Source organism: Staphylococcus succinus (genome assembly GCF_029024945.1).
Taxonomy (GTDB): domain Bacteria; phylum Bacillota; class Bacilli; order Staphylococcales; family Staphylococcaceae; genus Staphylococcus; species Staphylococcus succinus.
Genome location: NZ_CP118976.1, coordinates 133,486 through 151,972 on the forward strand (window position 1 = coordinate 133,486; position 18,487 = coordinate 151,972).

An 18,487-nucleotide genomic window follows, 5' to 3' on the forward strand; every position below is an offset into this window, starting at 1 on the left:
ATCATATCATTTATAATAAAAGCTATCCATTAAACTGCTAGGCTTTACGCAAGATTCTCAATAAATAATATGACATTGGAAAATGTTAGTCGTGTGATACAAATTTAAGGTCTAATGTATCAATATTTGCGATGACCTTTTCAAAGCTTAAAGGTTGGGGTTCATTAGGGAACGTCGTGAAATCATAGGGTTCACCTAATGTTCGGAAGAAAGGTTCAAATAATCCAGGTACTAATAAACCAATCATTTTACTATAGTGTGCATCGAAACGATAAGAGTGTATTGTCCCTGCTGGTGCATGTAAAAAATCACCAGGATATAAAACAATTTCCTGACTTTGTTCTCCTACCCACATTGTGACTTTGCCATCAAAGCAGTAAAACGTTTCTGTATGTTTTTCATGATAATGAGATACAATCGCATCTCCAATTGGTCCTTCTGTAGACACGACAATATAGTTGTCTTCTGTGTCTTTTTGAGTTGTTATTAATGAATGTAACTGATCACCTGTTAAGACATTGTCTCCCTCGCCTGAAGGCCAATATAAAATTTTAGAATCAGTGGAATTTTTATCAGTAAATTTTATATCAAATTGAGTTTCTAAGTCTAATTTCGCTAAAGTTTCAGCCCGACTAATATAAGCAGGGTGTTTGGAATGACTATACTGTTGACCTATAAATTGATACATCTCCGTTATGTTGCCGTCAATCGTATAAGTTAGTATTTTTGTACGGTGGGCTTGCATACTATAGCCATGACTTAAACCAGGTGGGATAAGTACATAATCACCTCTGTTTAATGTTAATGTTTTGTTTTCTAAATGAATATCAAGTACACCTTCCGTTACTAATATGGACTCATACATTTTTTCATGTAGATGCGCAGGAAAACATTCATTTTTTCCACCTGTAATAGTGACAACTTCAAACATATTTCCTGTACTTTTGTTTGTTGATAAAAAGGTGAATACTTGTCTATTCCATATAAAATGTTCGCCAGAACCATTTTCGATAATATAAGGTATCTTTGTAGTAGGTAACTCATTTCTTAATATATCCAAATTGAATCTCCTCATTTTCTTCTATATTTATAAGTAAAGTGAACGTATATAAATCAACACTATCTTTTTATTTTATATAAATTATAACTCTTTCATAAGTGACAATTTTAAGAACAATATAAACGCTTCTAGTTGAAATTTTACGTTATTTTTAAAATTTGTTTAGTTTATCTATTTGAAATGAAGGGGATTATGTACTAGTATAGTAGCTTGTGTGATTATAACGAACGTCATAAAAATATGTTTAAAACTTTTTAGTAGCGAACTAGAGAGTTTCTTTTTTATGTTTATAGATAGGTTGTTAAATGATTGGGGAACGGGTTTTGATTTAAAAAAATAACCTGAGAAAGAGAGGGAGCAATATGTTATATAGAATTCATTTTAAAAATATATGCTATTGTATTTTAGGGACTTTTATCATTGCTATTGGAATCAATGCATTTATCATTGCTTCTAATTTAGGTGAGGGTGGTACTGTCGGTGTTTCATTAAACTTAAAATATACACTTGGATTATCGCCAGCACTCACTTCACTGATTATAAATTTGATTCTGATTGTTGTCGGTTGGAAATATTTAAGTAAAACGACAGCGATTTATACTTTAATTACAGTTATTTCAAGTTCTTTTTTTATTGGTATCACAGAACCATTAAATTTACACATAGAATCTGATTTTATAAATACTGTCTTTTCTGGTGTATTAATAGGGATAGGTTCAGGACTAGTTATCGCAGCACGCAGTACACTTGGGGGAACATCTGTTATTGCGAAGATTATCAATAAATACACTGAAATTAAGACTTCCCAAGCGTTGTTTGTCTTGGACTCATTGATTGTATTATCATTCTTAATTGTTTTACCTATAGAAAAAGTATTGTATACCATCGTAATGTTATTCATTGTGGAAAAAAGTATGTCATTTGTCATCGAAGGGTTTAACCCTAAAAAGGCAATTACCATTATTTCTGAAGCTAATACGAAGATTAGTAATCAAATTAATCGGGAGACGGGTCGTGGATCAACATTATTAAATGGCGTAGGCGGTTTTGGGCAAAAAGAGAGACAAGTACTGTATGTGGTCGTGCCTCAAAACCAACTTTCGCATATAAAGAAAATCGTAAATTCACACGATGAACATGCATTTCTTGTTATTCATGATGTGAGAGATGTGTTGGGTAATGGCTTTATGAATCTACAATAATTAAATAGTATTAAAAATCCTGCCATGGCTAAAGCATGGCAGGATTTTTTAATACTATTGATGTACAAGGTCTTTAAAGTTTTCTAAGCGTTGTGTTTTTTCTTCATCACTGATGTTATGCGTTTTTACATAACGATTGCTTTCTTGTGCAGCACAATCATGTGAGCAAGCACCTAAATAACGTGCTTCGTTTTCTTCTGAAACTAGAATTTGACGATTACATTCAGGGTTACTACAGTTGATATAACGCTCGCAAGGTGTACCATCGAACCATTCTTTGCCTACAACATTTTTATCTACTTGGTTGATTTCTACACTAATACGTTCATCGAAGACGTACATTTTACCGTCCCATAATTCGCCTTGAGTTTCAGGGTCTTTACCATAAGTAGCGATACCACCTTCAAGTTGGCTAACATCTTCAAAGCCTTCTTTTAATAAGAAGCCAGAGAATTTTTCACAACGAATACCGCCAGTACAATAAGTGACAATTTTCTTGTCCATAAATTGTTCTTTGTTTTCTTTAATCCAGTCAGGTAAGTCTCTAAATCTAGTAATATTTGGACGAACAGCACCACGGAAATGACCTAAGTCATATTCATAGTCATTACGCGCATCGATGACTACAGTATCATCTGATTGTAATGCTTCTTTAAATTCTTTTGGAGATAAGTATGCTCCTGTTAATTCTCTAGGATTAACGTCATCTTCTAAGTCTAAAGCAACAATTTCCTCACGCGCACGCACGTGCATCTTCTTGAATGCATGACCTTCAGATTCATCAATTTTAAAAGTAATTCCTTTAAATCTTTCGTCTGATTGTAATGCTTCCATATATTGGTCAGTTGCTTCAACAGTACCAGATACAGTACCATTAATTCCTTCTGTTGATACTAAAATACGACCTTTAAGATCTAATGATTTACAAAAATCTAAGTGCTCAGTAGCAAATGTTTCGGGCTCATCAAGTGATGTATATTTATAATACAATAATACTCTATAATCCATAATTCAATTCTCCTCTAGTATAGTCTTTTCATTATTTGTTTATATAAAATTTAAGTTTGAACGGTTGTTATATATAATCTATAGCTGTTATCTTCAACTTTAAAAGTTTTAATCACACCGATTAAGTCACTTTGAATAAAAGAACAAAATTCTCCTCACTATATTGTAACAAAAAAGGTATATTATTCAATTCAAAAATTCCGATAAAAGAAGTAATTTTTGAATTGAATGAAAATAGCAAATAACGGCAAAGATAACCAACAAAAATATATGAATTTTAATTGTTAATGATACATTAAGTAAGATATCAAAGGCATATTGGTTTAACCTTTCATGATATAAGAATAAACATTATAATGATTGCGTTTACAAACATTATAATGTTATAATCTTTTTCGAGAGGTGAGACATTGTGGAAAGTACAGGACTTATCAAAAATATTGCAACTATAGAAGGAAAACGGATAGATATTTTACTTGAAAAGGGTATCATCAAGAAAATAAGCGAGGGCGATACATTAGAAGGGAACATTTTATTTGATGGCTCTGATTCGTTTGTGTCAACTGGGTGGATTGATATGCACGTTCATGCGTTCTCTGATTTTAGCCCATATGGTGATGAAATAGACGCTATAGGAGTAAAACAAGGTGTGACCACAATAGTGGATGCTGGTAGCTGTGGAGCAAATAGAATAAATGAGTTATATCAAAGAGCGCAACAGAGTCAAACGAATGTTTTAGCATTTATAAATATATCTAATATTGGCCTCGAAAGAATTGATGAACTATCCAACTTAGATTGGATTAATCAACATCAATGCATAGCAGCTTGTAAGTTATACGAGGATATGATTATTGGATTAAAAACACGTATCAGTAGCAGTGTTGTTAAAGGGAATGGCGTTATCCCATTAGAAAAAGCGATAGAGATTAGTAATGAAATAAGCTTGCCTATCATGACACATATTGGCTCGGCGCCGCCAAAAATTGAAGATGTTATTCCATTGCTTAGAAAAGGGGATATCATTACACATTATTTAAATGGTAAGGAGAATAATTTGTTTGATGAAAACGGCGAACCGTTGACTGTATTGAAAGACGCAGTTGATAGAGGTGTTTATTTAGACGTCGGGCATGGTAATGCGAGTTTTTCATTTAAAGTGGCTCAACAAGCTCGAAAGGCGCATGTAAAATTCAATACGATTAGTACTGATATTTATAAAAAAAATAGGGTCGAAGGGCCAGTGTTTAGTTTATCTAACGTATTAACTAAGTTTTTATGTTTGGGTTATACGTTAGAAGATATTATTAGTGCAGTAACTACTATGCCAGCAAAAATAATCGATAGACCTGAACTAGCAGAATTGAAAGAAGGTATTAAAGCTAATTTAACGATATTTGATGTGTCGGACAACAACCAAAAACTGATAGATTCAGATAATCAAATCATGAATAGTTCTAAAATAATTAAAGAAAGAGGCGTGGTTTCAAATGGTAGATTCATTAAACTCTAAATATGGATTAAAACAAGTAATTAATGCGAGTGGCAGAATGAGTATCCTCGGCGTTTCATCACCAACTGATACTGTAATGAATGCAATGAAATTTGGCGGTCAAAATTATGTTGAAATTTCAGACTTAGTTAATAAATCAGGACGCTATATTGCAGAAAAAATAAATGCTGAAGATGCAGTAGTTGTGAACTCAGCCTCTAGTGGTATCGCGTTATCAGTTGCTGGAGTAATTACAGGCGGAAATAAACGTATGAGTCAGCGCTTGCACAATGACCACATAGATAAAAAAGAAATAATTATATTTAAGGGACACAATGTACAATATGGTGCCCCGATAGAGACTATGATTTATTTAGGTGGAGGCTCAGTAGTTGAAGTTGGTTATGCCAATGAAGGGAATGCCACTCATGTACAAGAGGCTATTAATAATAATACTGCTGCCATTTTATATGTCAAATCACACCACGCAGTTCAAAAAAATATGGCATCTGTAGAAGACATTTATGCAATAGCGCAAGAATATCATATCCCATTAATTGTAGATGCAGCTGCGGAAGAAGACTTGGAAAAATATGTAAAATATTCAGATTTAGCGATATACAGTGGATCAAAAGCAATTCAAGGTCCTACGACTGGTATTGTAGCTGGAAAAAGATTACTCATTGAATCAGTAAAAGTACAATTAAACTTTATTGGAAGAAGTATGAAAGTAGGCAAGGAGTCAACCTTTGGTCTGCTGCAAGCTTTAGACGAATATTTTGAGAAAAAAGATAACTCACAATATGAAAGAAATGAGTTAAAAAAACTAGAGCCACTAAATGATTATGACGGTGTGAATTTAGAGATGATACAAGATGAAGCCGGAAGAGCAATTTATAGAACACGTGTGCATGTAGCCCCTAAAATATTGAATCTAACTGCAGAAGTATTTACAGAAAAATTAAAGCAAGCTGAAATTGCAATCTATACGCGTGATTATGGCGTGAAACAAGGGTATTTTGATATTGACCCTAGACCATTAAAGCAAGGTGAAATTGAAGTGATTTTTAAAACGATGACTCAAATTATAGAGGGGGAAATATAAATGAAAATTTCAAACAGATTTTATAAAGATAGAGTCTCGCTTAATGTATTGGCAAAAGGTGAGAAAAACATTATAGATATTTATCAAGCAGCAGAAAAAAATGTAGTGATAGGGGTTTTATCGAAGGATTATGAAAGTGTAGCTGAAGCTGTAGACGGGATGCGTGCGTATGGTGTGCATGTAGATGATGCAATTTCAATAGGACTAGGTGCTGGAGATAATAGACAAGCGAAAGTTGTATCAGATATTGCACGCTCATACCAAGGATCTCATATTAACCAAGTATTCACGAGTGTCGGTCAAACGGCAGCCAATAGTGGAGAAGATACCTGGGTGAATGCATTAGTATCTCCTTCTGGCAAGACTGGGTATGTCAATATTTCAACTGGGCCTTTTAGTAGTGCATGTTCTGAAAAAGCGATTATACCTGTTGAAGCTGCAATTCAATTAATTAAAGATATGGGTGGAGCTTCAATTAAATTTTTCCCAATGAACGGTTTAGAAACAATTGAAGAGTATAAATATGTCGCACAAGCATGTGGTGCTGCAGGTTTTGGATTAGAACCAACCGGGGGCATTACCAAGGAGAATTTTGAAGAAATTTTACAAATTGCATTAGAATCTAATGTGCCTAAAATTATTCCTCATGTTTATTCTTCGATTATTGATAAAGATACTGGATTAACGAATATCGATGATGTGGCATGGCTTACGCATAAAATAAAAAGCTTAGTTGATCATTATGAATAAAAAACATGTTGCAGCATACGGAGAAATAATGATGCGCTTAGAAGCACCAAACCATTTACTACTAAGACAATCTGAGAATTTGAATTTTTCGTTTACTGGCACAGGTGTTAATGTAACAGGCTTACTCGCACAATTTGGATATGATTCAAGTTTGATTAGTGCTGTACCGAATAATTCTATTGGGACGGCAGCTATTGGTGCGATACGCAAGCTAGGTATTCGTAGTGAATTTATTATTAAAAATAATGATAATTTAGGAATGTATTTTTTAGAAAAAGGATTTGGTCCTAGGGCTAGTATAGTAACTTATGCCAATAGACAACAGAGTAGTTTTAACACGACTGATATTTCGCAATACAATCTTTTACAGAAGCTCGAAAATGTCGATGTACTACATATTTGTGGTATTACTTTAGCGATGAATTCACTTACCAGAGAAAACGTATTAAGTTTAGTGAAATTAGCGAAAACACAAGGAATAAAAATTGTGTTTGATTGTAATTTTAGACCCTCATTATGGGGGGATAATGGAAATATCAATGCTAAACCATTCTATGAAAAGATTTTAGCAGAAGCGGATATAGTTATCATGAGTGAAAAAGACGCTATGCTCACGCTGGGTTTACAAACAACTGAACTAACTCGAGAGGGACAACTAGAGTCATTGTTACCTGTAGTGGCTGATAAATATAATATTAATACAATTGCTGGAACAATACGTACGATTCGTGGTAGCAATCATAATGTCATTAAAGGTTACTTATATAGTGGGAATGAGATGTACTATTCGAAATCATTTAATGTAGACATTTTAGATAGAATTGGTACAGGCGATGCATACACTTGTGGCGTCATTCATGGCACACTTTCCAACATGAATCACCAAGATACAGTTAACTTTTCAGCTGCATCATGTATTCTTGCACATACTATTTCGGGAGATACACCATTGTTTGATACTGATGATATAATTAAAATCATAAATGAGGAAAAAAATGATATAGAGAGGTAATTGATTTATGACTAAATTATCATCAGATAAAGGCCCGTTATATTTACAAATAAAGCAAATTATTGAAGATAGAATTATTCACGGTATATATACTGTAGGTAATCTTATCCCTACTGAAATTGAATTTGAAAAAGAATTCAATGTAAGTAAAGTAACAGTGAGAGCCGCCATCAAAGAGTTAGTAGCTTTAGGTTATTTAGAGAAAAAAAGCGGCAAAGGAACGACGGTTATCAATCACAAAGTACAAAATAGTGTTACACACAATAAAAACTTTACAGAAAAACTCGTAGAGCAAGGGAATAAAATTCAGAAGATTATTAAAGATATTACGGTAGTTACACACGAAAAAGAAAGTAAACTATTTCAAATGTTTGGTGTGAAATCCTATAAGATTACAAGAGTCTATCTATTAAATGATACGCCCTATATTCTATTTAATCATTATTTACCGTATTCGATCAATCGTTTAAATGAGTCTGCGGAGCTCAAACAAAATAATGATTTATCTGTGTATAAAATTCTAGAAGAAGATGGGATAGAAATTGAAGCAATAGAAGATCATTTCTCTGTAGGGTTTGATGAGCAAGCGACAACAGAATTAAATCTTGACTCATCAGAACCAGTATTAATTAGAGAAAGAGAATCTTATTCAACGCAAGGTGATATTGTTGAATATAGTATCGGTTATTATAATAGTAAATTTAAAAAATATAGTATTAGTTTAAAAGACTAATGTAAAACTTTTGTAACTTGTTGGTAGCGCTAGCATTATTGGGGGAAAAGGGATGGATACTAATATTTATTTATTAATTATTACGCTACTTTCAATTGTTATTGTCATATTAGGAGTTGCATGGTGGAAATGGCATGCATTTATTAGTTTAACTGTTGCTGGATTATTTTTAGCAATTATGGCTGGTTTATCACCAGAAAAGATAGTGACTGCATACGAGACAGGTGTCGGCGATGTATTAGGTCATTTAGTTGGCATTTTAGCTTTAGGAACGATACTAGGAAAATTAATGTCTGATTCAGGGGCAGGCATGCAAATATCTGATTATCTTATTAAGTCTTTAGGTTATAAAAAATTACCTTGGGCGATGATGTTATCAGGTTTTATAATTGGTATTCCTGTATTTTTCGAAGTTGGTATCGTTATTTTATTACCACTTGTGATTTCTATTCATAAAACGACGAAAACAAATATATTACTTATAGCGATTCCCTTATTAGCTGGATTATCTATTGTACATGGTATTGTGCCACCACATCCTGGCGCGATGACAGCTATTGGTATTTATGATGCTAATTTAGGAAAAGTATTATTATACTCATTAATCATAGCCTTACCGACTGCCATATTAGCTGGTCCAGTCTTTGGGAAGTTTATAAGTAAACGACTCATTCCAGAAAATCCGCCAAATATTATTAAAGTTAGTAATAAAACCAATGGATTTCCAAGCGTACCAGTATCATTTCTAGTTATTGTACTACCTGTATTATTGATGTTGTTATCTATCGTTACACCCTACTTAGGTGAGATACCAACCATACTAAAAAATGCGTTATTATTTATAGGTAGTCCAGTCATAGCTTTATTAATTTCATGTTTTGTTGCTTTTTATTTATTAGGATTCAAGCAAGGGATGACTAAAAATGTAATTAAAGATTTAGTTGAGGAATGTATTATACCAGTGGGCTCTATTATATTAATTATAGGTGCTGGTGGTGGTTTTAAACAAATTTTAATTGAAACTGGCGTAGGTAACACGATTGCACAAATGACAGAACATCTTTCGCTTTCACCTTTATTATTAGCTTTTTTAGTAGCTGGATTAATACGTGTGGCTACAGGTTCTGCTACTGTAGCATTAACAACAGCAGCGGGCATTGTATCGCCGATTATTCAACACATGTCTGGCGTAAATTTAGAATTACTCGTTATTGCTACTGGTGCAGGTTCGCTGATGTTATCACATGTAAATGATGCTGGATTTTGGATGGTCAAAGAATACTTAGGGTTAAATGTCATAGAAACCTTTAAAACATGGACGGTAATGGAAACATTATTAGCTGTAATCGCATTTACTTTTGCATTTATTATTGATGCCTTAGTATAGTGCAGCATATATAAAATATTAAAAAAATATAAAAGTTTCACTTAGGAGGTATGTATCGGCATATCTCCTTTTATTTGGTTTCTCGTTGACTTTTTTTAAGCAAAATTTCATAATAGGTTAAGAATAAAATTTTCTAAAAATTCACAACATTATATTGTTTGGAATGATGCATGATTAATAAGACGAGAAAAATATGTAAGAAGCATACAAGTTTAACGGAATTAGAAATTTTAAAAATAGAGCAACTTGCGGATCATTTACAAGAAATTGCAGATTTGAATAATGCTGATGTATTTATAGATTGTCCTGCAGTTGAATTTAATCAAATTATCGTTGTAGCAGAAGCGGCGCCTAAGCACGTGAAAACCCTGTACCAAAATTCTGTATTAGAACAAAATGTCTACGAGAAATTTGAACCAGCTGTATTTCGAACATTAAAGACAGGTCAATCAGAACACCAGCACAGAGCAGTGTCGCAAGAAGGGAAAGTCGTAGAACAAAATGTAACGCCTGTGACCTTAAACAATCACACTATTGGTGCATTAATTATGGAAAAAGATGTGAGTAATAAAGTTTTGGAAGAAGATAAGATGAAGGCACTCACGCATGCTACCGACACATTGAGTCGTATTGTTTCCCAATCCAATGAAAGCCAAATATTTTTTCCAGACATGATAGAAGAGAGTTTGTTCAACATTGATCGGGATTTGAATATAAGATATTTTAACCTGACCGCTGAAGAGCTTGTGCAAGATTTATTAAATGTGACTTGTGAAACTGGAAAGTCGTTTATAGACTTATTTCCAAGTATTGAAGATATGTTAACGGACGGCCAAATTATTACTATAGAAGAACGCGAAATGGAACAATACTACTTCCAAGTTAAATGTATTAGGCTTTTTGAACATAATTGTGTGACAGGCCATCTTATTATGTTAAAAGATATTACAGATTTAAAAGAAAAAGAAAAAGAATTGATTTCCAAATCTGTAGCCATTAGAGAAGTACATCATCGTGTTAAAAATAACTTACAAACTGTAGCGAGTTTATTAAGATTACAAATGCGACGAGGCTTACCAGACGATAGTAAACCATATTTTCAAGAAAGTCTGAATCGTATATTAAGTATTGCTTCTGTATATGAAGTGATACTAGACGAATCTTATACAGATAGAGTTAATATAGGAAAATTAATAAAGAAAATAGGGAACATGCTCGTTTATAATGAATCAACTACTGATACAACGATACATATGACTTACAACTTGAGTGATTCCATATTTTTACCTTCTAATGTGGCAGTGTCGTTAGCTCTAATCGCAAATGAATTGATTACTAATTGCGTGAAACACGCATTTAACCAGCAGAGCGTGGGGAGAATATGTGTAGCTTTAACTTATGAAAGTAATTCAAAGACGCTAAATTTATCAATTCAAGACGATGGAGAAGCAGAGTCGAAATTTCAAGAATCATTTGGTTTGAATATTGTTAATACAATTACAGAAAATGATTTAGATGGATCTTTTGATATCGTGAGGAATTCAATAGGTACTTTAGGACAAATTACATTTCATTATAAGGAGCGTATCTGATATGAAGAAAATTATGGTCGTTGAAGACGAATCAATTGTTCGTTTAGATATTGTGGAAATGTTAAAAGCAGCAAGATATGACATTGCCTCTGCAGTTAGCAATGGTGAAAAAGCAATTGAAGCAACTGAAAAGGTTAAGCCAGATTTAATTATCATGGATATTAAAATGCCGAAGTTAAATGGGCTAAAAGCAAGTAAGATTATTGGAAAGAAATACGAAGACATACCTATCCTGATACTTACTGCATATAGTCAAAGTGAATTTGTAGAAGAAGCAAAGCAACCTAACATTGTAGGATATATCGTCAAACCTATTTCAGAATCACAATTATTACCAGCAGTCGAAATTGCATTAGCACAGTCTGATAAAATGAAAACATTAAAAAATGAAATCGAACAATCTTATATTGAGATTGAAAATCGAAAAATCATTGAAAAAGCCAAAGGACATCTGATGACACAGCTTAAAATCAGTGAAAATGAGGCCTATCAAAAGCTTAGGAAACTGAGCATGGATAATCAAGTGGGTATTGATATCGTAGCGCGAAAAGTTATTAGTCAATAAAATTGAAAAGTAAATTTTAAAAGTGAATATATTAAAGCAAAGATGCTTATTTGGTACAACCGATAGGCATCTTTTTGTTTTCTATATGAAATTGTAAATTATGGGGTGGATGAGTTATGGAACATATTGGAACGATAATTATTTATATTATTATGGCATGTGCGGTGATGGGGGCTTTTGGCGCAATTAGAAATGCACAAAAGGGTATAGGTAAAGAATTTATGGAAGGTATATATACGATAGGGCCGATATTTGCGAATTCTGCTGGGATTATGGCTTCTATTCCGTTTATTTCCAAATTTATTGAAAATGTATTCGGACCTATGTTTGATAAAATAGGTGCGGATCCTGCGATTGCAGCGACATCTATTCTAGCTACCGACATGGGAGGGTATCAGCTGGCGGAAGTCTTAAAGCAAAGTTATGAAGGTTGGATTATGGCGATGGTTGTTGGATTTATGGCGGGTGCTACTATTGTCTTTACTATTCCGTTAGGCTTACCGATGTTAGATAAAAGGGACCATAAATACATGGCTTTAGGTATTATGTCTGGATTACTAGCAATTCCATTTGGTGTATTTATTTCAACGACTATTATGTTGCTCAGTCATATGAAGGTGCGTACGGCCATTGAGACGGCTGGAGCAGCATCCCATATATTTTCAATAAGTTTTACGTCGATATTTTTGAATTTATTACCATTGATTATTTTTGTAGTTGTAACGGCGCTAGGTTTATATTTCTTCTCTGATATGATGATTAAATTATTTATCATTTTTGGTAAAATACTTGATACTGTAATTAAACTGGTATTTGTTTTTTCAGTAGTAGAAATTTTCACAGGGTTTTTCACACACGTATTTGGCGTATGGGGATTTGATCCCATTATGGCTGATAAAGAAGATAATTTTAGAGCCTTAGAAAATGCAGGTAATATTGCTATTATGTTATCAGGTGCATTCCCAATGGTGTACTTGATAAGGAAATATTTTTCTGGCATCTTAACTAAGGCAGGTAAAAAAGTTGGTTTAAGTGAAGTAGGAAGTGCTGGCATTATAGCAACAATAGCTAATATTTTAGCGATGTTTAAATTGGTTAAAGATATGCCACCTAAGGATAAAGTGATTAACATTGCGTTCGGTGTATGTGCGGCTTTCTTATTAGGAGATCATTTATCTTATACTGCCAACTTCCAACCGACATTAATTCCAGCAGTATTAGTAGGAAAGTTGAGTGCAGGGGTGCTAGCAATTATCTTTGCCTACTTACTTTGTCTACCAAAAGCAAGGAAGCTTGAAGCTATTGATAGACAGTCAGGGATTATCGGCCCAGATGAATATATTAAAAAATAACATTTAATCATGGTATAAAGTATTTTGTGAAAATCGGTTATAGCTGTGTGTTTGGTAGTCGCAGTTACTGTTAGACAAATTGAAACAGCTTATAGATTACCTGAATGGTAGTTTATAAGCTGTTTTATGTTGTTGAAATATTTTTTGTTTTAGAAATAGTTAGCGGTAATACCACCGTCAACGTTAATATTAGCGCCGTTTGTCCAATCAGACTCATCAGAAGCTAAGTATAAAGCGCAGTTTACGATATCTTCAGGTTTACCGAAACGACCTGCGGGTTGTCTATTTAAGCGTACATTTTTAGCGTCTTCGTCAGAAACGAGCCATTCCATAAGTAATGGTGTTTCTATAGGTCCTGGACTGATAGCATTTGTGCGAATCCCTTTAGGTCTAAATTGGATAGCCAATGATTTCGTAAGTGATACAACTGCGCCTTTTGAAGCAGTGTAAGCATCTTGAGGGACTGAGCAACCCATTTGGGCAACAAATGAAGCGATATTAATAATAGAGCCTGATTGATTTTTTTCCATTTCGGGAATCACATATTTGGTCATTAAGAAAATCCCTTTAACATTGATGTTCATGACTAAATCCCAAACGTCTTCACTTGTATTTACAACTGAATTATCAGCTTCTGGCATGACGCCAGCATTATTGTATAATACATCAATCTTTCCAAATGTTTGTACTGTTGCTTCTACAGCATTTTTAACATTATCTTCATTGGCAATATCTACTTTAAAGAATTGAGCTTGGCCACCATTTTTGGTAATTTCATCTACAGTTGTTTGGCCAGCTTGTGCATCTCTTTCAAAAACGGCAATTTTGGCACCTTCATTCGCAAACATTTGTGCGGCAACTCGGCCCATACCTCCGCCAGCACCTGTGATAATACATACTTTATCTTGTAATCTCATATGATTATTCCTCCTTATTATCAATTAGCTTTGTTCAAAGTACCTTGAACGCTCCCATGTCGTTACATATGAATCAAAATCATTTTGTTCTGTTTGAGCGGCGTGTAAATAATGTTGTGCGACATCTTCGCCAAGCACTGATTTAACTACATCACTGTTTTTCCAAGTGAGTATAGCTTCATGTAAAGATGAAGGTATACGTTCAACGTCATCTTGGTTATATGCGTTACCTTTTAATTCTTCGGAAAGTGGTATTTTATGTTCTATACCATATAAACCAGCACCGATTAATGCAGAGTATGCCAAGTAGGGATTCATGTCTGCGCCTGCAATGCGAGATTCAAATCTTAATGCATTACCACAACCTACCATTCGATATCCAGCAGAACGGTTATCTTTACTCCACGCAATACTGACTGGTGCCCATGAGTTAGGTGCAAAACGCTTATAGGAGTTCACATATGGTGCAAACATTAATGCAAAATCTCTTGTGTATTTGATGATGCCTGCTAAAAAGTGACGCATAGTTTCGGACATTGGATTTTCAGCGTCTTCACCATTGTAAAATGCATTATTGTGTGTACCTTTTTCCATCATACTAAGATGGATATGACCACTAGAACCTGTCCACGCTTCGTATGGTTTAGCCATAAAAGTAACGGATTTATCATTTTGAATACAAATTTCTTTCATGCCATGTTTAAACATTAAATGCTGATCGGCAGCTTTTAATGCATTTGAGTATTTTAAGTTAATTTCATGTTGTCCTTTGTAAGCTTCGCCTTTAGATGATTCAATGACAATGCCCATAAGATGCATTTGATGTCTAATTTCTTGATAAATTGGCTCGTTTTTAGATCCTTGCAATAAGTTATAATCTTCATTTAGATGGCCAGCTGGTTCTAATTGGCTGTATCCTTTTTTATTAATATTTGAGAAAGAATCATTAAATAAATAAAATTCAAGCTCACTTGCCATATGTGGAGATAAACCATGAGCTTCAGCTTTTTCAATTTGTTTTTTGAGTATATTTCGTGGGGCAATTTCAATTTTTTCTTCGCCATCCACGGTGTAAACATCACAAAATACTAAAGCTGTTCTTTCCAGCCAAGGTACTACTTTCAAAGTGTCCAAATCAGGTTTAGCTAAATAATCTCCATAGCCTTTGTCCCAATTCATATATTCGTATCCATCATTTGTATCCATTTCAAAATTAGTACCTAGTAAATAGTTACAAAAGTGTGTACCTTCTGAGATATCATTTTCTAAAATAAAATCACCTGTGATACGTTTTCCCATAAGACGTCCCTGCATATCGCAAAATCCAAGTACGACAGTATCAATCTTTTCTTCTTTTATTAATTCGAGTAACTTATCTTTAGTAATGCTTCCAGTTATGTTTGATTCAGTCATAATATCTAACTCCTTTGAGTAATTAGTCTTGCAACGATAATGAAATATATTTTAATTCTAGGAACCCATCTAAGCCATGATGTCCACCTTCGCGTCCCATGCCGCTTTCTTTAATGCCACCAAAAGGCGCTTGAGGTACGCTAAGTTGCGTGCCATTGACACCAATCATGCCAAATTCAAGATTTTCACTCATGTTGTAAATAGTATTAACATTATTAGTGAAGAAATAAGCTGCAAGGCCAAATTGGGACGCATTGGCAATTTCGATTGCTTCATCTATAGTATCGAATTGAATGATTGGAGCTACAGGACCAAATATTTCTTCTTGTGCAATTGCCATCGTATGTTTTACGTCGGTAATAACGGTAGGTTCATAAAACAATCCAAAGTCTGAGATAGCTGATTTTTGACCACCCGTTACAATTTGAGCACCATTATCTTGTGCATCTGAGACTAATTTTTCTACTTTTTCAATTGCAGCAGCGTTAATTAGTGGGCCAACTTGAACACCATCTTCAGTTGCAGGACCAACTTTCAACTGTTGAACACGTGCAACGATTTTTTCAGTCATTGCTGATTTAATATCTTTATGCACGAGAATTGTATTAATTCCGTTACACATTTGTCCTGTATTTTCGAATTTATTTTCTACGATTGCATCAGCAGCATTATCTAAGTCTGCATCTGGTAAAACAATTGTAGGGGCATTGCCGCCAAGTTCTAATGAAATCCGTTTCACTTGATCTGCTGCTTGTTTCATTAACGTTTTACCAATAGCAGTTGATCCAGTAAATGAAATTTTACGTACTCTTTGATCACTAAATAATGTATTAGAAATCATTGATGAGCGACCGGTTATGATATTAGCCACGCCCTTATCGATATTTGTGGCCATTAATTCATCAAATATTGCAATAGCAATTCTTGGTGTTTCGCTTGAAGGTTTTACAATTACTGTGCAACCTGCAGCTAATGCTGGCGCTACTTTACGGGCAATCATTGCTCCTGGAAAGTTCCATGGGGTGATGAGACCGCAGACTCCAACGGGCTGTTTGATAACAGAGATGCGCTGTTGAGGTGAAGACGGAGGAATAATTTCTCCGTAAATTCTTTTTCCTTCTTCTGCATTCCATTTTATGAATTTTGCACATACACCTATTTCGCCATATGCTTCAGCAAACGGTTTACCTTGTTCTTCACTCATGATGTGTGCAAGTTCATCTTGCTTGTTCAACAAATTGGTAGCCCATTGATTTAAAATATCTCCACGTTGCTCTGCAGTGTATTTTGACCATTTTTTAAATGCTTGATGGGCTGATTCTATGGATTGCTTTACCTTATTTTCATCAATGCTTGGTACTTGACCGATGACATTTCCATTCGCTGGATTAATCACTTCTGTCGTTTGATCTGTATGAACTTTTTCACCGTTAATCCAATTGTAATTAAATTTTTCGACCATTTAATATCCCCCTTAATATAAAAAAAGACCTACATAACCATCCTATAGATGTGTTATATAAGCCTCATTGCTCAATAAGTATTCACTTTTAAAATAATGCATCGACTGAAAACGCATGCATTTAATTTAGTTGAAGTTTACTAAATTTTCAAAACCTTGTCAATTTTCAATCATTAAATTATACTTTGAAAGAATTTACTATCGAAGGAGGAAATGTATATTATGACGAAAACACTTAATTTATTATTGGATCTCATAGCATTTGATAGCTCTACTAAAGAAAGAGCCAATGACACCATACAATATTGTTATGATTGGTTAAAAGAAGCATCACTTCATCCTGAGATATTATCGAATAATGGATATCAAATGTTAGTTTGTAATGTAGGTAAAGGTGACAAGAAGCTTATTTTAAATGGACATGTCGATGTCGTCAGTGGTAAGGCAAGCCAATTTAGCCCTGAAATTAAAGATGGTAAAGTATATGGCAGGGGAACAGCTGACATGAAGGCTGGCGTAAGTGCAATGATGGTTGCTTTAACTGAGCTTCAAGAAAGCGATTTGAATGAGACTACAGTACAATTACAGCTGATGTCTGATGAAGAAATCGGTGGTTATAATTGTGCCGCTTATTTAACAGAGCAAGGTTATTTAGGTGATTTTGTTATTTGTGCAGAACCAACTCAACTTGGTATTGGTTTTCAAGCGAAAGGGATCTTACAAATAGATATTGAATTAAGAGGTGCTTCAGCACATAGTAGTAGGCCGTGGGAAGGAGAAAATGCAGTCGTAAAAGCTTTTGAATTATATCAACAGCTTATTAGCTTACCATTTGCTAAGGAATCTACAGAGGTTTACGACCAACCTTCTATAAATTTAGCTAAAATTAATGCTGGAGATGTATATAATAAGGTGCCAGATATATGCCATATATCATTTGATATCCGCTACTTACCAACACAAAATAAAGAACAAATTATAAAAGAAATTGAAAGTATTATGGATGGTCATATTGATATTCACTTAGAAGGTGCAGCTGTCCAAAATGATGTAGATGACGTGTATATTCAAAAATTAATAAAACATATAAAGCAAATGACTGGTGAAAGTTCTGTGGATATTTTTGGGCAACATGGCTATGCAGATACAAGGTATTTTTCAAGGTATCATGTACCTGCTATTGAATTTGGACCTAGTGGTGGCGCCTGGCATGGAGATGGTGAATATGCAGATATAGAATCTATAGAGGCTTTTAAAGACACCTTAGTTTCATTTGCGAAAAGATTTAATGACTAAAAGATAGATAATAAATGAGGAGGTATATAAACATGGCTCCTTATTTTTATTGGATATGAATATAAAGACTTACGTATAGCGCATAGTCATATTGCAGTATGCTCATCGCTTGTCATAACGTCACTAAATGCGAAGGAAGGA

16 protein-coding genes are annotated in these 18,487 nt (G+C 34.1%); 11 read left to right on the plus strand and 5 right to left on the minus strand.

What is annotated here, in order from left to right:
- Positions 1–85: 85 nt before the first annotated feature.
- Positions 86–1,060, minus strand: a complete 975-nt coding sequence (locus tag PYW31_RS00560) for a quercetin 2,3-dioxygenase (RefSeq protein ID WP_053042490.1) — start codon at positions 1,058–1,060, stop codon at positions 86–88.
- Between the two features lie 362 nt (positions 1,061–1,422).
- Between PYW31_RS00560 and PYW31_RS00565 the strand changes: the two genes are divergently transcribed.
- Positions 1,423–2,262, plus strand: a complete 840-nt coding sequence (locus tag PYW31_RS00565; protein WP_046838010.1) for a YitT family protein — start codon at positions 1,423–1,425, stop codon at positions 2,260–2,262.
- A gap of 54 nt (positions 2,263–2,316) precedes the next feature.
- Here PYW31_RS00565 and trhO read toward each other — a convergent pair whose 3' ends face one another.
- On the minus strand, positions 2,317–3,270 hold the full coding sequence (trhO, locus tag PYW31_RS00570) for an oxygen-dependent tRNA uridine(34) hydroxylase TrhO (protein WP_046838011.1): 954 nt from the start codon (positions 3,268–3,270) through the stop codon (positions 2,317–2,319).
- Positions 3,271–3,682: 412 nt separating this feature from the next.
- Between trhO and PYW31_RS00575 the strand changes: the two genes are divergently transcribed.
- The 9 genes from PYW31_RS00575 (at position 3,683) to eutH (ending at position 13,258) form a co-directional block, all read left to right on the plus strand.
- A complete protein-coding gene (locus PYW31_RS00575; protein ID WP_046838012.1) occupies positions 3,683–4,783 on the plus strand; it encodes an amidohydrolase/deacetylase family metallohydrolase in 1,101 nt (366 codons plus the stop codon).
- Positions 4,761–5,867 carry a DgaE family pyridoxal phosphate-dependent ammonia lyase gene (locus PYW31_RS00580; RefSeq protein ID WP_046838013.1) on the plus strand — a complete coding sequence of 369 codons (1,107 nt, stop codon included), beginning with the start codon at positions 4,761–4,763 and terminating at the stop codon, positions 5,865–5,867. The genes PYW31_RS00575 and PYW31_RS00580 overlap by 23 nt, the downstream gene beginning before the upstream one ends.
- Positions 5,868–6,617: a 2-dehydro-3-deoxy-phosphogluconate aldolase gene (gene dagF / locus PYW31_RS00585; protein ID WP_046838014.1), complete on the plus strand. Its 750-nt coding sequence runs from the start codon at positions 5,868–5,870 to the stop codon at positions 6,615–6,617.
- Positions 6,610–7,629, plus strand: a complete 1,020-nt coding sequence (locus PYW31_RS00590; RefSeq protein ID WP_046838015.1) for a sugar kinase — start codon at positions 6,610–6,612, stop codon at positions 7,627–7,629. The genes dagF and PYW31_RS00590 overlap by 8 nt, the downstream gene beginning before the upstream one ends.
- Before the next feature lie 7 nt (positions 7,630–7,636).
- Entirely contained in the window at positions 7,637–8,362 is a 726-nt protein-coding gene (locus PYW31_RS00595) for a GntR family transcriptional regulator (protein WP_046838016.1), read from the plus strand.
- Positions 8,363–8,414: 52 nt separating this feature from the next.
- Positions 8,415–9,749 (plus strand): GntT/GntP/DsdX family permease, encoded by a 1,335-nt coding sequence (locus tag PYW31_RS00600; RefSeq protein WP_046838017.1) that lies wholly within the window; start codon positions 8,415–8,417, stop codon positions 9,747–9,749.
- Positions 9,750–9,919: 170 nt separating this feature from the next.
- Entirely contained in the window at positions 9,920–11,341 is a 1,422-nt protein-coding gene (locus PYW31_RS00605) for a sensor histidine kinase (protein ID WP_046838018.1), read from the plus strand.
- A 1-nt stretch (position 11,342) separates the two neighbouring features.
- Positions 11,343–11,906, plus strand: a complete 564-nt coding sequence (locus PYW31_RS00610; RefSeq protein WP_046838019.1) for an ANTAR domain-containing response regulator — start codon at positions 11,343–11,345, stop codon at positions 11,904–11,906.
- Between the two features lie 116 nt (positions 11,907–12,022).
- Entirely contained in the window at positions 12,023–13,258 is a 1,236-nt protein-coding gene (gene eutH / locus PYW31_RS00615) for an ethanolamine utilization protein EutH (RefSeq protein WP_046838020.1), read from the plus strand.
- A 149-nt stretch (positions 13,259–13,407) separates the two neighbouring features.
- On the opposite strand, the gene PYW31_RS00620 is transcribed toward eutH, so the two are convergent.
- The 3 genes from PYW31_RS00620 to PYW31_RS00630 are packed head-to-tail and all read right to left on the minus strand — an operon-like array spanning position 13,408 to position 17,050.
- Entirely contained in the window at positions 13,408–14,175 is a 768-nt protein-coding gene (locus PYW31_RS00620) for an SDR family NAD(P)-dependent oxidoreductase (RefSeq protein ID WP_046838021.1), read from the minus strand.
- Positions 14,176–14,199: 24 nt separating this feature from the next.
- On the minus strand, positions 14,200–15,588 hold the full coding sequence (locus tag PYW31_RS00625; RefSeq protein ID WP_046838022.1) for a glutamine synthetase family protein: 1,389 nt from the start codon (positions 15,586–15,588) through the stop codon (positions 14,200–14,202).
- A 22-nt stretch (positions 15,589–15,610) separates the two neighbouring features.
- Positions 15,611–17,050 (minus strand): NAD-dependent succinate-semialdehyde dehydrogenase, encoded by a 1,440-nt coding sequence (locus PYW31_RS00630; RefSeq protein ID WP_046838023.1) that lies wholly within the window; start codon positions 17,048–17,050, stop codon positions 15,611–15,613.
- 222 nt (positions 17,051–17,272) lie between these two features.
- Here PYW31_RS00630 and PYW31_RS00635 point away from each other — a divergent pair, with 222 nt between their 5' ends.
- Positions 17,273–18,346: a M20 family metallopeptidase gene (locus PYW31_RS00635; RefSeq protein WP_046838024.1), complete on the plus strand. Its 1,074-nt coding sequence runs from the start codon at positions 17,273–17,275 to the stop codon at positions 18,344–18,346.
- Positions 18,347–18,487: the final 141 nt, after the last annotated feature.